At 38.5% G+C, this 16246-nt stretch carries 10 protein-coding genes; all 10 read left to right on the top strand.

What is annotated here, in order from left to right:
* The first annotated feature begins 241 nt into the window (after window positions 1–241).
* The 10 genes from metG to upp all read left to right on the top strand — a co-directional run bounded on the left by metG (window position 242) and on the right by upp (window position 16020).
* Window positions 242–2227: a methionine--tRNA ligase gene (metG, locus tag Q5O86_RS09495; RefSeq protein ID WP_368074767.1), complete on the top strand. Its 1986-nt coding sequence runs from the start codon at window positions 242–244 to the stop codon at window positions 2225–2227.
* 9 nt (window positions 2228–2236) lie between these two features.
* Window positions 2237–3013 (top strand): TatD family hydrolase, encoded by a 777-nt coding sequence (locus Q5O86_RS09490; protein ID WP_302626908.1) that lies wholly within the window; start codon window positions 2237–2239, stop codon window positions 3011–3013.
* Between the two features lie 3 nt (window positions 3014–3016).
* Window positions 3017–3880, top strand: a complete 864-nt coding sequence (gene rsmA / locus Q5O86_RS09485) for a 16S rRNA (adenine(1518)-N(6)/adenine(1519)-N(6))-dimethyltransferase RsmA (RefSeq protein ID WP_302626907.1) — start codon at window positions 3017–3019, stop codon at window positions 3878–3880.
* An 88-nt stretch (window positions 3881–3968) separates the two neighbouring features.
* Window positions 3969–4640 (top strand): hypothetical protein, encoded by a 672-nt coding sequence (locus tag Q5O86_RS09480; RefSeq protein WP_302626906.1) that lies wholly within the window; start codon window positions 3969–3971, stop codon window positions 4638–4640.
* A gap of 324 nt (window positions 4641–4964) precedes the next feature.
* Entirely contained in the window at window positions 4965–9140 is a 4176-nt protein-coding gene (locus Q5O86_RS09475; RefSeq protein ID WP_302626905.1) for a CARDB domain-containing protein, read from the top strand.
* 218 nt (window positions 9141–9358) lie between these two features.
* The gene (locus tag Q5O86_RS09470) at window positions 9359–12763 is read left to right on the top strand and encodes a CARDB domain-containing protein (RefSeq protein WP_302626904.1); all 3405 of its coding nucleotides are present in this window, start codon (window positions 9359–9361) and stop codon (window positions 12761–12763) included.
* A gap of 176 nt (window positions 12764–12939) precedes the next feature.
* Entirely contained in the window at window positions 12940–13629 is a 690-nt protein-coding gene (locus Q5O86_RS09465) for an N-acetylmuramoyl-L-alanine amidase (protein ID WP_302626903.1), read from the top strand.
* A 169-nt stretch (window positions 13630–13798) separates the two neighbouring features.
* Window positions 13799–14878: an L-threonylcarbamoyladenylate synthase gene (locus Q5O86_RS09460; protein ID WP_302626902.1), complete on the top strand. Its 1080-nt coding sequence runs from the start codon at window positions 13799–13801 to the stop codon at window positions 14876–14878.
* Between the two features lie 31 nt (window positions 14879–14909).
* On the top strand, window positions 14910–15362 hold the full coding sequence (locus Q5O86_RS09455; RefSeq protein ID WP_302626901.1) for a phosphotyrosine protein phosphatase: 453 nt from the start codon (window positions 14910–14912) through the stop codon (window positions 15360–15362).
* 28 nt (window positions 15363–15390) lie between these two features.
* Entirely contained in the window at window positions 15391–16020 is a 630-nt protein-coding gene (gene upp, locus Q5O86_RS09450) for a uracil phosphoribosyltransferase (RefSeq protein WP_302626900.1), read from the top strand.
* Window positions 16021–16246 lie beyond the last annotated feature (226 nt).

The raw sequence follows: 16246 nt of genomic DNA, 5'->3' as shown, positions 1-16246 counted from the left end.
AGAAGAGTAGCTTCTCCATTTTCTGAATCAGAGAGCCTGGGCAGGTGAAAGCAGGTAACGGAGTGAGGACTGAAGATGGCCCCGGAGCAGCAAAAATGAGTGTTTTTCATAAGTTTTTGACGGTAACACCCGTTATAGTGTCAATAAGGTTCAGTGAATGATTCTGAATAAAGTAAAGTGGTACCACGAAGTATAACGCTCTCGTCTTTGCAAAAAGGCGGGAGCGTTTTTGAAATGGCGGCTGCTTTCGGTGATTAATATAATAAAAAGGAGAGAAAACATGAGTAAAACATATTATTTAACTACAGCAATTGCTTACACATCAGGGAAACCTCATATTGGAAACACATATGAGGCAATACTTGCCGATAGTATTGTAAGATTTAAGAGACAGCAGGGATATGATGTGAGATTCCAGACAGGAACGGATGAGCATGGGCAGAAGATTGAGTTGAAGGCAGCAGAGGCCGGAATTACACCAAAAGAATTTGTTGATAATGTATCGGGAGTAATTCAGGAAATCTGGGATGCAATGAACACGTCTTATGATAAGTTTATCAGAACGACAGATAAAGACCATGAGAAGCAGGTTCAGAAAATATTTAAAAAGCTTTATGATAAAGGAGATATTTATAAGGGATATTATGAGGGAATGTATTGTACACCTTGCGAGTCATTTTTTACAGAGTCGCAGTTGGTGGATGGAAAATGTCCGGATTGCGGCAGAGAGTGCACCCCTGCAAAAGAGGAGGCATATTTCTTTAGAATGAGCAAATATGCAGACCGATTAATCGAGCATATTAATACACATCCTGAATTTATTCAGCCGGAGTCAAGGAAAAATGAAATGATGAATAATTTCCTTCTTCCGGGACTTCAGGATTTATGTGTGTCAAGAACCTCATTTCAATGGGGAGTACCGGTAGACTTTGACCCAAAACATGTAATATATGTATGGATTGATGCTCTTTCAAACTACATCACAGGGCTTGGTTATGATGTAGATGGAAAAAATAATCCACTTTATGAAAAATATTGGCCGGCAGACCTTCATCTGATTGGAAAGGATATTTTACGTTTTCATACAATTTACTGGCCGATTATGTTGATGGCTCTTGATGTTCCGCTTCCAAAGCAGGTATTTGGCCATCCTTGGTTATTGCAGGGGGATGGAAAGATGAGCAAGTCAAAGGGAAATGTGATATATGCAGATGACCTTGCAGGTTTGTTTGGAGTGGATGCGGTAAGATATTTTGTACTTCACGAAATGCCATTTGAAAATGACGGAACGATTACATGGGAATTGATGGTTGAGAGAATGAATTCTGACCTCGCAAACACCCTGGGAAACCTTGTAAATAGAACAATATCCATGTCAAATAAATATTTTGGTGGAGTAGTGGAGAATAAAGGTATCATAGAAGAAATTGATGAGGACTTTAAGCAGGTAATTTTAGAAGCACCGATAAAAGCTGCAAAGAAAATGGATGACCTTAGAGTAGCTGACGCAATTACCGAAATTTTCACGCTGTTTAAAAGATGTAATAAATATATTGACGAGACAATGCCTTGGGCGTTGGCAAAGGAAGAGGAAAAGAAAGACAGACTTGCCACTGTACTTTACAATTTAATTGAGGGTATTAACATTGGCGCAAGTCTTTTAGAGCCATTTATGCCGGAAACTTCAAAGAAGATTTTAGAGCAGATTCATGGCGTACCAAGAGCTTTTGATGATATGACGGAGTTTGGTAAATATGCTTCAGGAAATAAGGTGACAGAAAAACCTGAGATATTATTTGCAAGGATGGATATTAAAGAAGTTATGGAAAAGGTTGAGGAAATTCAGGCAGCGCAAAAAGCGGAAGCGGAGGGAGAGAAATATCCTGAAGTGGAGAAGAAACCTGAGATTTCTATTGACGATTTTGATAAAGTACAAATTCAGGTGGGAGAGGTGATTCAATGTGAACCTGTTCCAAAGGCAAAAAAATTACTTGTATCGCAGATTAAAATTGGTGCTGAGACAAGACAGATTGTGTCCGGAATTGCGAAGTATTATAAGCCGGAACAAATGGTTGGAAAAAAAGTTGCAGTGATTACAAACTTAAAACCGTGCAAACTTTGCGGGGTGGAGTCACAGGGAATGATACTTGCTGCAGGCGATGATGACGGAAATTTATCTGTGGTAACAGTGGATAAAGATATCGTGAGCGGAAGTGAAATCTGCTAGGAGGAATATATGATTTTTGATACACATGCGCATTATGATGACGAAGCTTTTGATGATGATAGGGAGCAGTTATTAGAACGTATGAGAAATCGTGGAGTGGAGTATATTGTCAATATCGGGGCATCCATGCAATCCTGTAAAAGTACAATAGGACTGGTTAGAAGATTCCCATATGTTTATGGAGCACTGGGCATACATCCGGATGAAGTGGCAGAGCTTACAGAGGATGATTACAGATGGTTAGAGAGAAGTATCTACAAGCCGAAGATTGTTGCTGTGGGCGAGATTGGATTGGATTATCATTGGAATGACAATAAGGAACAGCAGATAGAGGCTTTTGAAAGACAAATGAATATTGCAAAACAGGCTGAGCTCCCGATTGTTGTGCATAGCCGTGATGCGGCACAAGATACTTTTGAGGTAATGAAAGCAAACAATGCAGATGAGATAGGTGGAATTATTCATTGCTTTTCTTATACAAAAGAGATGGCAAAACAATTTATGGATATGGGATTTTACATTGGAATCGGAGGTGTCGTTACGTTTAATAATGCTAAGAAACTTTGTGAAGTCGTGGAATATATGCCTATGGAAAAAATGGTGTTAGAAACAGACTGCCCATATCTTTCTCCGGTACCAAATCGGGGAAAGAGAAATGATTCCTTTAATCTCCCTTATGTTGTGAGTAAAATTGCAGAAATTAAGGGGATTCGTTCATCAGAAGTAATTGATATTACATGCGAGAATGCCAAAAATGTTTATGGCATTGGAAGAAAGAGGTTTTAAATCATGGCATATCTTGGAACACCCGGTGCTACAAAAGAGATTATCAATAAGTATAGTTTTGCTTTTCAAAAGAAATTCGGACAGAATTTTCTAATTGATTCAAATATATTGGAGAATATTGTAAGTGCGGCCGGAATTACGAAAAATGATTTTGTACTTGAAATAGGTCCGGGAATAGGGACGATGACCCAGTATCTTTGTGAAGCGGCGAGACAGGTTGTGGCAGTCGAAATCGACAAGATGCTGATACCGATTTTGAGAGATACATTATCTGAGTATAATAATGTCGAAGTTATTAATAAAGATGTGCTTAAGGTTGACATAAAGTCTCTTGCGGAAGAAAAAAATAATGGGAAACCTATAAAGGTTGTGGCAAATTTACCTTATTACATTACAACCCCTATTATTATGGGACTTTTTGAGAGCGGTGTGCCAATAGAGAGTATTACAATTATGGTACAAAAAGAGGTGGCGGACAGAATGCAGACAGGTCCTGGAAGTAAGGATTATGGTGCATTATCACTTGCGGTGCAGTATTATGCTGAGGCACAAGTTGTGTTGAACGTATCGTCTAATTGTTTTATGCCCAGACCCAATGTAGATTCGGCAGTAATAAAATTGACAAAACATAAAATACCGGCGGTAGAGGTGTTAGATGAGGCTTTATTGTTTAAATTGATAAGAGCATCTTTTAACCAGCGCAGAAAAACGCTGGTTAATGGGTTGAAAAATTCCTCTGAATTAGATTTTTCAAAAGAGCAGATATTAGAGGCGATTCACAGTATTGGAAAAGATGAAAATATCAGAGGCGAAAAGTTGACCTTATCAGAGTTTGCGATGTTAAGTAATTGTCTTGCAAAAAAATGATTATAATACGAAAAGACAATGGTTGACTCGGAAACAATTAAATAATAAAATGATAGTATACAGGAAGCTCATGGAAGGAGAGAGGATTATGAGAAAAGTTATGAAAAAAGTAATAGCTTTGTCGTTAGTGTGTACTATGATGTTACCGATAGTGGGAAGTGTTGGAACGTTTGAGAAGAATGTCACAGCTTCAGAGCAAAAGATTGAAGTTAGCCAGGATTTGAATATAGAGGGGTATCAGGTTAGTGATAAGCTGGAAGGAAGCAGAGTGATTGCTTCGGTAGAACCTAAAATCAATAACAAAGAAGTTGTTAATTGGGGTCTGGTATACGCACTTGTAAAAGTTGGAGACAAAGAATTTGATGTGAAGGATGAAGAAATGTTTGTCGGAGCAGCAGATGAACAGATTGCCTCCATGGAATCTACAGAGTTAGGTACCACCAATAAGAGATTTGGAGATTCAAAGACAGCTACTTATTATATTAGGACTATGTTATTTGGAATCAAGAATGTAAAAGAGTTTACAGCGAGATATAAAGTCAGAGCATATGCAAAATTAAGCGATGGTTCTTATGTATATAGTGAAGTAGCAACCTATTCCATTTATGAAATCAGTGATAAACTTTATAAAGGGAAAAAAATGAATACAAAGGATGGTCATAATTATTTGTATCATACGATTTTAAAATTAGTAAACCCTGATTATAAAGAGAATGATTATGACTGGTCAGATGTCATTGTAGGGAAAGACGGAATGTAATAAAATTACAAAAGGCATTTTTTATGATTGAAAACAATAAATAATAACGTTTTTATACAAAAAAGAGAGGGGATAATAGAGTATCACCTCTCTTTTTTGTGAGTATTGCACAAAAACATAGGTGAAATTCTGTTAAAAAAAATAGTTTTAAACAAATTGACAAAAGGACAATTGCATGATAAGTTTAGTTTAACGTTAAACTTACGAAACACAAGGTTGAGAGAAATCGTAAAAAGAGAAAGTCATAATTTTCTCTTTCAGCCTCTGTTTTATACCTTTCAAATATAGAAAGGTTTGGTACAAAATGGGAAGGGAGAAAGCCATATGAGAAAAATTTTCAAAAAAGCATGCGCATTGGCGTTAGTGTGTGCAATGACAGTTCAGCCGATATCAGGTAACTTTTTGAATCTGTCACCAAAGATAGTTGAGGCGGCGCCAGTCACAAATACTGCGACTGTTCCGGCAGCGCAATCAAGAGTGGAAGCAGCTAAAAACAATACGGAATGGCAGGTCGGCGCCAAAATGCCATATTTTAGATATGATACGAGCCCGGCAGAGGTTCCAAACTCATATACAAATAATGCTGCAAATTTAGCAGCAATGGATGAGGGAACTGTATCATATCAGGATAACTATACAGGAACTAAGAAAGTTTCAACAAATTTTGATAGAGATAATATTGCGAGTCAGGCTTCTAATCAGTCATATGTTGAACTTGGAAAGGGACAGTCCATTACATGGAAAATAAAAACAGGACGTGGCGGAGACGGTGTCAATGTAAGATATACATTGCCAGATGGTAACGGAGGAACGGACAATGCCGGAAAGCCTCTTGGTCTTCAGAGTCAGTTTTCGGTTAGTACAAGTAATAATGCTTCTGTACTTGGTTATGATAATGAAGATTCATCAAGAAGATATAACACATATCTTTCCAGCAGCAGCGTTAAGGTTACATCAGACTATGCATGGCAGTATTTTCCGAGCGGACATCCTGTAGATGCGAATAATGCTGACGGAGCTCCGGGATTTGCATTTGATGAAGTTCATTTCAGACTCAGTCAGGCATTAACAGGTGGAAGTACAATTACAATTACTAACACAGGTAACTACACGTTGGGTATTGACTTTATCGAAGTAGAATATACTGATTATATCAGCGCTCCAAGTGGTGCAGTGGTAGTTCCGGCAGGAACACATACACAGTCTCAGTTAGAGGGATATATTTCGAGGGCAGAGGCAGGAAATAAAATCGTTTATTTTGCTTCAGGTGTTCACTATCTTGATTCAACATGGATTCTTGCTGCTGACGGTGTTAAGTTTACCGGTGCCGGAATGTGGTATACAAAATTACAGTTTACGAGTTCCGGTATGGGAAGTGGTGGAATCTGTGGAGAAAAAACAGGTTATTGCCAAAATATAGAATTTTGTAATATGTATATTAATTCAAATCTTCATTCAAGATTTGACCAGCAGGCAAACTATAAGTGTTTTAGAGATTTATTCGCAAAAGGAACAAGTATCCATGATGTTTGGGAAGAACACTTTGAATGTGGATTCTGGATTGGAAGATATGACAGCAATTCGATTAACAAGCAGAGTGATTTGAGCATTTATAATTGTAGAGTGCGTAACAATTTCGCTGATGGTATTAACTTCTGTCAGGGAACAAGAGACTCAAATGTACATAACTGTGATATCCGAAATAATGGTGATGATGGTTTGGCTATGTGGAATGCTACAGATTTCCAGCAGGATGATGAGTATAACAATATTTTCTGTTATAACACTGTAGAGTTTATATGGAGAGCCGGTGGTATTGCTGTATATGGTGGAGATGGACATAAAGTTTACAACAACTATGTTCGTGATATGTACCTTGCAGCAGGTATTCATGTAACGGATGGATTTCCGGGACCAAAATTCCAAAATACAAAGAAAATTGAGATTGCAAATAATGTAGTAGTAAGAGCAGGTACATATTCAGATTCATGGAAGGAATCTTTAGCAGCAATCGATGTTAAGGGTGGCGTTCAAAATGTAGAATTTAATAATAATGAAGTATATGACTCCCAGAACAATGCAATTCGAACATGGGATGTAAGCGCTTCAACAGTTTCATTTAATAACACAGTTGTATTTGGTGTTGGACTTGACCAACATAATGATTCATATTCATGTAGCGCTCATAGTCCTACAGCTGTAAGACAGTCTAATGCAAATGTCAAATATAATAACTTTATTGTTAAAAACGTAGTGACAAAGTATCTCTCAGAGAGTGCTGACAAACATTGGCCATATTACTGTGATGTAGCAACGAACCTGCCTACAATTCCGACAAGTGAAAGTAAGTTTGGAAATACAAATTATAAGTTTACAATAGATAGCAACGGAAGTTATGCATACAGTGGAGGAGCATATGTAGCAAACTCTAATGCAAATAGTTTTCCGGGATATGATATTACAAATGGTCAGAAGATATTAAAAGAAGGAACAGAGCCGGAGACAGACCCGGAGATTGTAACAAGAGACCCGGACGAGACTCTTCCGACGGAAGCTCCAACTAAGAAACCTTTTGGACCAGGAGAAGGAGATAAGGAGCTGTCAGGATTACAGGGAACATATACATGGGGAAATACATATCAGTATCAACAGCAGCATTCCGATAATGGAATTAGCAATTCCCACAAGTATCTTGTAATGACTTATACAGGAAATATTGACGGTGTCCGACTGGAACCAACTGCAACGCAGGGACAAATTATTTGGTTTGCAGATGACCAATCGCCAAAATTTGTTACAGTGGATGGAAGTGCAGTTCCGGCAACAGGAGATAATACAACGGTTGTTATTGATTTAGAGGCATCAGGAATTACACCGGCATTCTTTGGCGGCTATCATATTCATACAGGCGCTACAACACCGGCAGGTACAGTGACAATTTCAAAAGCATGGCTTACAGATACAGTTCCTAGTCTGTCAGAAGAAGAGACGACAAAGAAACCGGAGCCTGACACAACGAAAGCACCGGAACCGGATACAACTAAGGAAGTTGAACCGGAGACAACCAAGGCTGAAGAGCCTGAGACAACAAAAAAACAGGAAGTATCAGGATATGACCTTACGGTAGAAGGTCTTGCATGGGCAAATGACCAGGGAAGTACCGAGTTGAAAGAAGGGGACAATGTTACTTTCTCAGTGCTTGTGATGAACAACAGCAGCACAGATATTCCGGCAGGAGCCGTTATCGGATTTAAGGCAGTCGTAGACGGAAATGCTACAGTAAGTAACCAGACTTTTAAGGATGGATTAAAAGCAGGAGAAACGGTGAAGCTTTCAGCTGCAACAAAGTGGACGGCAACATATGGCGGACATACGGTAGTAGCAACGGTAGATGATACAAATAAACTTCCAAATGAATTGGATGAAAATAATAATACAAGAACAAAATCGTTTAATGTAGCAGGGGAAGAGAAGACCTATGCAAAAGTAAGCGGAGGATATGATTTAGTAGTGACAAAGCTTGAATGGGATAAGAGTTCCATTGGAGTCGGAGATAAAGTTCTCTTTACCGCGACAGTAACGAATATCGGTGATGTAGATGCTCCGGCAGGTGCACAATTGGGAGTTCGTGTTCATATGGATGGAAATGAAGGCATTTTGGTATGGGATGATACACATACAACAGGACTCAAGGCAGGAGAATCTGTAAAGCTTACAATGACAGGCGGTTCAAATAACAATATTTACTGGACAGCGTCAGCGGGAACACATACGGCGACAGCTTGGGTCAATGACCAGACATCACGTTATCCTAATGAAGTAAACTATAATAATAACAGAACAGACTTCAAGGTGACAGTACCTGGCAGAGCAATGCTTGAGAATCCGGATGAATCCGATGACCTTGACAATATTGTACCGGATGACCCGACAAAGATTCATATTAGCAATAGCGTAAAGATTGAAGGATATCAGATAAACACAGCCCTTGGAGGAAGCAGGGTGGTAGGCTCTGTAGAACCGACAATTAACAACAAGAAGGTTGTAAATTGGGGATTTGTATATGCGGTAACTAAGGCAGGAGACGAGACATTTGATGTGAAAGATACAGATATGTTTGTGGGAACAACAAGTAAGTACGCAGTAGCGCTAGAATCCACACCGATAGGAACAGCGGAGAATGTCAAGTTTGGAACATCAGATACAGCTACATATTTCGTAAGGACAACATTGTTTGGAGCAAACAGTGTGAAGGAATACACGGCACAGTATAAGGTGAGGGCATACGCAGAGTTGAGTGACGGAAGTTATGTATATAGTAAGGTACGTTCATACTCTGTATATGATATCTGTGATACTCTTTATACAAAGAAGATGATGAATACACTTGCATCACATAATTACCTTTATAACAATATTCTTAAGGTAGTAAATCCGGATTATGAAGAAAATGATTATAACTGGGGAAATACAGTAGTGGATTCATCAACAATTAAATAATAAAGTGATAGTATACATGAAACTCATGAAAAAGACACGACAGGTCAAAATTGATTTCAATTAGAATCATTTTAACATTAGAAGGAGAGAGCTTATGGGGGAGAGTTCTCTCCTTTTGTAAAATAGTACATAATTAAGATTAAAATAAATGGAAAATATAGGATAATATATCGTTTAACGTTAAACGAGAATAAGAATTAGAAAGGAGAGAATTTGATATGAGAAAGATTTTCAAAAAAATCTGTGCTTTGGCATTGGTCTGCGCAATGACAGTGCAGCCTATAATGGGCAATTTTGGAGATAAACAGGTAAATGCAGTGGGTATTGCGGATACGTTTAAAATACCGGCGGCGGATGCAAATGGCAGAGTCGGTGCGGAGGTACCTTATACAAGATATGATTCGATGGATGCAAAGCTTGGGGGCAGTGCAGTGATTGCTACATCTCCAAACTTTAAACAAAGAAATATAGCAACCCAGGCGTCGGAACAGTCGTATGTCAGACTACCATCGAATGGAGCGTATGCGGAATGGACAATGAAGACGACAGGAGCCGGTGTTACGATGAGATTTACTATGCCGGATTCCGGAAGTAAAGGTCTTAAGGGTTCCGTAGATGTATATGTAAATGGAAGTAAATTTAAGACGATAGATTTGACATCATATTATATGTGGCAGTATTTTTCGGGGGGACACCCATCAGATACAGATGATGGTGGCGCTTCAGCTTTTGCATTTGATGAAGTGCATTTCCTTTTAGATAAATCCCTTCAGGTTGGAGATAGAATCCGTATTCAGAGTTCCGGTGCAAATGGACTGGAGTATGGTGTGGATTTCCTCGAAATAGAGGAAGTTCCGGCGCCAATTGACCAGCCGGATAATGCGGTCAGTGTAGAAGATTACGGTGCATATCCTGATGATGGTGTAGATGATTTAGACGCTATCAGACGGGCAGTAGCAGATGCAGATAAGAGAGGAATGGATGTTTATTTTCCGGAAGGAACATTTCATCTGAGCGGAATGTGGAATCTCGGTGGCTCCAATATGAAGATTACCGGTGCGGGTATGTGGTACACAAACCTGCAGTTCACCAGCGACCAGAAGTTTGGAGGCGGTATTGCCGGAGGAAATCCTAAGGCAGGAGACGGTTCAACGCCGGACGGATATTGTAAGAATATTGAATTTTGTAATATGTATATTAATTCCAATCTTTGCTCAAGATATGACCAGATGGCAGTTTATAAATGTTTTATGGATATTTTTGGTGAGGGGTCCGTAATTCATGATGTCTGGGAAGAGCATTTTGAGTGTGGTTTCTGGCTTGGAGATTATAACGGAAGTATGGATTATTCGGATGGATTGAAAATTATCGATTGTAGAATCAGAAACAATTTTGCAGACGGTGTAAATTTCTGTATGGGAACAAGCAATGCGGTAGTTTATAACTGCTCTATTAGAAATAATGGTGATGATGGACTGGCAATGTGGAATAATAGTTCCAGTGAGGCCGGAACAGCACATGATGAGACGAATAATATATTTGCTTATAATACGATAGATTTCATTTGGAGAGCCGGTGGTATTGCTATCTATGGCGGTGAGGGACACAAAGTATATAACAATTATATATGTGATACTTTTATGGCATCAGGCATCCATTTGAATACAGAGTTTGCAGGTTACAAGTTTGGTAATACCAAAGAAATTTTGTTTGAAAATAATATTATGGTAAGATGTGGAAGCAATGCTGACAGCTGGGGCAGGTCGTATGGTGCAATCATGTTAGAAGGTGAAGTCCAAAATCTTACATTTAAAAATAATCAGATATACGATGCTCAAGGTGATGGCATTTTTATTAACGGCTGTGGAGAAGGTGTTAAATTTATTGACACAAAGATATTTGGTTCAGGTTATGATGGACAGGATATCACATGGTCATGTAATCCACATCTTGGTGCAGCAGTCAGAGTCAGCAATGACAAGGCAACATTTGATGGATTAGAAATTGCAAATGTTGCATGGAAAGGGGAGAATACACCATATTTCTTTTCTAATGGAAAGATGTCAAAGGCAACAAATGTAACAGTTTATGATGACGATACAACATATGAAGTTCCGGGATATCCGGACCCTGTAAATGGTCAGGGAGGTGGAATTGTCAATCCTCTTGAGGGAATTACAGGATATGACTTAGTTGTGACAGGTCTTTCATGGGCAAATGCAGAAGGCTCTACTGTGCTTAAAAATGGTGATAAGGTAACATTTACAATACAGATAAAAAATGACAGTAATGTCGACATTCCGGCAGAAGTAAAAATCCCAACAAAGGTGACAATTGATGATAAGACAAGTTTGAGAAATTCTAAATTTAAGGATGGGCTTAAGGCAGGAGAAACGGCAACACTGACAATGACGTCCACCTGGACGGCAGTAAAGGGAGGTCATACAGTAACAGCAACGGTAGATGATACAAATAAACTTCCGGATGAAAAAGATGAAAATAACAATACAAGAGTAAAGAAAATAAATGTTGCAGATACAGGTGTAAATACAAATGTTACGAGAGTGACAGGAGGCGCTGATTTAGTAGTAACAGATATTACATATGGTCAGGAAACGATTGCCACGGGAGATAGATTGAAGTTTACAGCGATTGTAGTAAATGCAGGAGATACAGCAGTTCCGTCAGGGGTAAAAATTGGTGTTCAGTTCCAGTTTGATGGAAAGGCATATCCGGCAGATATCACATGGTGTGATACCTATTTTGACGGTTTAGAGCCGGGAGAGAGCGTGGAGCTGACGGCAAATGGAGGAAATGGAACAAATGGAGCATTCTGGGCAGCAGAGTCGGGAAGCCATACAGTAACAGCCTGGGTAGATGACCAGAGCTTAATCAGTGAAGTAGATAAGAGCAATAACAGGAATACTATCACATTGACAATTCCTTACGGTGGAGTACAGTATTTTGATAATCCGGACAGTCCGGATGACTTTAGCGGAACAGGAGGCGGAGAGGAACAGCCGACAAAACCGCAGGAGACAGAGAAACCAACAGAATCTGAATCAAATGTTTCTATAAGTAAAGATGTTCATGTTACAGGCTATCAGATTAGTTCTACATTGGGAGGAAGCAGAGTTGTTGCATCTGTAGAGCCGGTCATCAATGGAAAAAATGTAGTAAAGAGCGGTCTGGTATACGCATTGTCAAAGGTAGGAAACACAGATACAAATGTTAAAGACGATGATATGTACGTTGGAAGCGAAAACAATTATGTGGCATCTTTTGAGTCGACAGATAAAGGAACACTTAATACTGTTATGGGAGCGTCGAAAACAGCAAAATATTATGTAATGACAACATTGTTTGAACATAATACGGCAACTGAATTTTCAGCAAAATATAAAGTAAGAGCATATGCGTTATTAAGTGATGGCTCATATGTATATAGTAATATTTTCTCATATTCTGTATATGATGTGGCATCAGCATTGTATGATGGCAGAAAAATGCCTACAAATGCCGGTCATACATATTTGTATGAAAGCATTCTAAAAGCAGTAAATCCGTCATATAAACAGGTTGACTATAACTGGTCAGATATTGTTGTGGGATTTGAGGATTAGTTTATATCTGAAATAGAATCATTCTCTTCTTATAATGGGAGCGTCGTATTGGTAATAATTATCAGTACGGCGTTTTCATTATTTTTTTATATAAAACATATATTGTATCAAAGGGAAAATAAGGTTGTAAAAGAGTGTTCACATTTCTAAAAAGTAGTAAAAAGCTAGAGTTATTTATGTCATTGGTATTACTTATGTCAGTAACATTAATAGCATGTAATATGAATAAAGTCGTAGAGAGTGAGAGTGTAAACGAAACTGAGACGGAAAATACAAAAAATGGAAAGGTTGTTGTAATTGATGCGGGACATGGAGGAGCAGACCCGGGAAAAGTAGGTGTCAATGAAGCAAAAGAGAAAGATGTAAACTTGGCGATTGCCAAGGAATTGCGGGTTGTACTTGAAGCAGCGGGTTTTGATGTAGTGATGACGAGAGATGAGGACATCGTATTGAGTGGTAATGGAAAATTCTCAAAAGTAGGGGATTTAAATACGAGGTGTAAAATAATCAATGAGGCGTATGATAAAAATAATCAATGTGTGTTGATTAGTATACATCAAAATAGTTTTTCTTCTGAATCCGTTCATGGAGCGCAGGCTTTTTATTATCAGCGTTCAGAAAATAGTTTAAAACTTGCAGAAATTTTACAAAATAAGTTAAATGAAAAAGTTAATACGGAAAAACCTAAAAAAGCAAAACCGAATGACAGTTATTATATGTTGATTAATTCTAAATGCCCGGGAGTAATTATTGAATGCGGATTTTTAAGTAATTATGAAGAAGCAAATAAATTAATTACAAGAGAGTATCAGAGGCAGCTTTCTGAATTTATTCGTGACTGTTTAAAGGAATATTTTCAAACGTAAGGTTTAGGAAAGATAATAATTAGTATTGGAGACGTTGTGAAAAAAAGAAAAAATAGTCTATTTATGTCGAATTAGCGCATGAAAAGGCGAGAGGTTCATATGCGCCAACATTGTATTTTATAACTACATATGTTAAAATATAACGGATATATATTAAGCGAGGCGAAAGATGAAAACCATAGTTGCAAAAGTAAACGAAAAAAACCTGTGTGAAGAAAAGAGTAAGTTTATTATAAAACAGGCAGGTGAAATTATTCGTAATGGCGGGCTTGTGGCGTTTCCCACAGAGACAGTTTACGGATTGGGGGCGAATGCACTGGATGAGAGGGCAGCAGCTAAGGTTTATATGGCGAAAGGACGTCCGTCAGATAATCCATTGATTGCACATATCTGTGACACGGGGATGTTAGAAGATATTGTGAGTGAAGTGCCGGATATTGCAAAGAAACTAATGGAAGCATTCTGGCCGGGACCTATGACACTTATTTTTCAAAAGAGCGGGATTGTGCCAAAAGGGACAACCGGAGGTCTCGATACGGTGGCTGTGAGATATCCGAATCATCCTGTTGCATGCGCAGTGATTGAGGCGGCAGGGGTGAGTATAGCAGCACCAAGTGCGAATTTGTCAGGAAAACCCAGCCCTACGCTTGGGGAACATGTGATAGATGATATGGATGGCTTGATTGATATGATTATAGATGGTGGAATGGTTGGCATGGGATTAGAATCTACGATTATAGATGTCACTGTGACGCCACCGATGATTTTGCGGCCGGGATTTATTACATATGAGATGATAAAAGATGTAATAGGTAAAGTAAATGTGGACAAGGCTATTTTTTCGAAACCGGTAGATGGATTGAAACCTAAGGCACCGGGTATGAAGTATAGACATTATGCTCCTGAGGCAGACTATAAAATATACCGGGGAAATGCCGATAGGGTAGCAGAAAGAATCATTATGTCCGCAAATGAAAAATCAAATAATGGAGATAAAACAGGAATTATAACAGTTGACCAGCATTTGAGCTTATATCATGAAAGACTTAATAAAGATATCATAGTAGTATCATTGGGAGATATAAACAGGCCTGAGACAATTGCTAATATGCTTTTTAAAGTTCTTAGGGATTTTGATAAAGCAAATACAAAATTTATTTTTGGAGAGGCGTTTTCGGAAAATAATGTAGGGTGGGCGATTATGAATAGGCTTACAAAAGCAGCAGGTTACAATATTATTGATGTATAAAGAATTAATAATGTAACAGTTCGGAGGTAAAATGCTAGAATATTCGAAAATTTTGTTTGTAACGGACATGGATACATCGCCCGGGCCATTGGCGGCGGCATTGCTTAAGCATTATCTTCCGTTAGAGAATGCAGAAATTGACTCAAGAGGATTGGCGGTTCTTTTTCCGGAGCCAATGAATCCAAAGACAGTGGCAATTGCAGCATCTAAGGGATTGGATATAAACCGAAGCTCAAAGCAGCTGGAGGCAGAGGATTTTGGTAAAGATGTACTCGTATTAGTTTTGGATGCGGCAAAAAAACAGACGGTATATGATGATTATACAGAAGCAGTTAATGTTTATACACTAAAAGAGTTTATCAATGAAGAGGGAAGTATCAATAATCCGGACGGCGGAGAACTTTCAGATTATGCTAAATTATACGATATATTAGATGATGTTATTATAAAATTGGCGAATAAATTAAAGGGAATAAAGGCATAAATAATAATAAAAGTACGGAGGAAAAGTTATGGCAAAGACAGTGATAATGAATCATCCACTGATTCAGCACAAAATAGGTATTATCAGAAAGACTGAGACGGGTACAAAAGATTTTAGGCAGTTAATTAGTGAAATTGCAATGCTGATTACCTATGAAGCAACAAGAGATTTGGAGTTGGTTGATGACGTAATTGACACACCAATCTGTAAGACAACAGTAAAAAAATTAGGTGGGAAAAAGTTAGCCATCGTACCTATTCTCAGAGCAGGGCTTGGCATGGTAGATGGAATGCTGGCGATGATTCCATCGGCGAAGGTAGGACATATTGGTCTGTATAGAGACCCTGAAACAGCATTACCTCATGAATATTATTGTAAATTGCCGGAAGATTGTGATAAGAGAGATGTGTTTGTAGTAGACCCGATGCTGGCGACAGGTGGTTCATCAGTGGCGGCGATACAGATGCTCAAGGATAAGGGCGTAAAAAATATAACTTTAATGTGTATTATTGCAGCTCCGGAAGGTGTTCAGGCAATGCAGGAAGCACACCCGGATGTGGATATGTATATTGGCGCATTAGATGAGAAATTAAATGAGCATAAATATATTGTACCGGGCTTAGGAGATGCGGGAGACCGTATCTTTGGTACAAAATAATAAATATAAATTAAGAAAACCCAGCGGCTTTGTTTTAACACAAAACCCGATGGGTTTTTCTTTCAGGTAAATCACAATTTGTATATAAAGGATTGGTATAAAGAATGGGAAACAAGAGACAGGATTACATATCATGGGATGAATATTTTATGCGGTGCGACTTCCACACCACCTTCTAATTTAACCATATTTGCATGTCCTTCTTTCATAAGGCGTCCTGCGTTTA

Origin of the sequence: uncultured Eubacterium sp. (assembly GCF_937958975.1) — a bacterium.
In the GTDB taxonomy this organism is placed as follows: domain Bacteria; phylum Bacillota; class Clostridia; order Lachnospirales; family Lachnospiraceae; genus Eubacterium_G.
This window is presented reverse-complemented; position numbering and strand designations above follow the sequence as displayed.

Coding starts and splice junctions, on each gene's coding strand:
- Q5O86_RS09490 (WP_302626908.1), top strand. CDS start 2,237: ATGATTTTTGATACACATGCGCATTATGATGACGAAGCTTTTGATGAT.
- rsmA (WP_302626907.1), top strand. CDS start 3,017: ATGGCATATCTTGGAACACCCGGTGCTACAAAAGAGATTATCAATAAG.
- Q5O86_RS09480 (WP_302626906.1), top strand. CDS start 3,969: ATGAGAAAAGTTATGAAAAAAGTAATAGCTTTGTCGTTAGTGTGTACT.
- Q5O86_RS09475 (WP_302626905.1), top strand. CDS start 4,965: ATGAGAAAAATTTTCAAAAAAGCATGCGCATTGGCGTTAGTGTGTGCA.
- Q5O86_RS09470 (WP_302626904.1), top strand. CDS start 9,359: ATGAGAAAGATTTTCAAAAAAATCTGTGCTTTGGCATTGGTCTGCGCA.
- Q5O86_RS09465 (WP_302626903.1), top strand. CDS start 12,940: ATGTCATTGGTATTACTTATGTCAGTAACATTAATAGCATGTAATATG.
- Q5O86_RS09460 (WP_302626902.1), top strand. CDS start 13,799: ATGAAAACCATAGTTGCAAAAGTAAACGAAAAAAACCTGTGTGAAGAA.
- Q5O86_RS09455 (WP_302626901.1), top strand. CDS start 14,910: ATGCTAGAATATTCGAAAATTTTGTTTGTAACGGACATGGATACATCG.
- upp (WP_302626900.1), top strand. CDS start 15,391: ATGGCAAAGACAGTGATAATGAATCATCCACTGATTCAGCACAAAATA.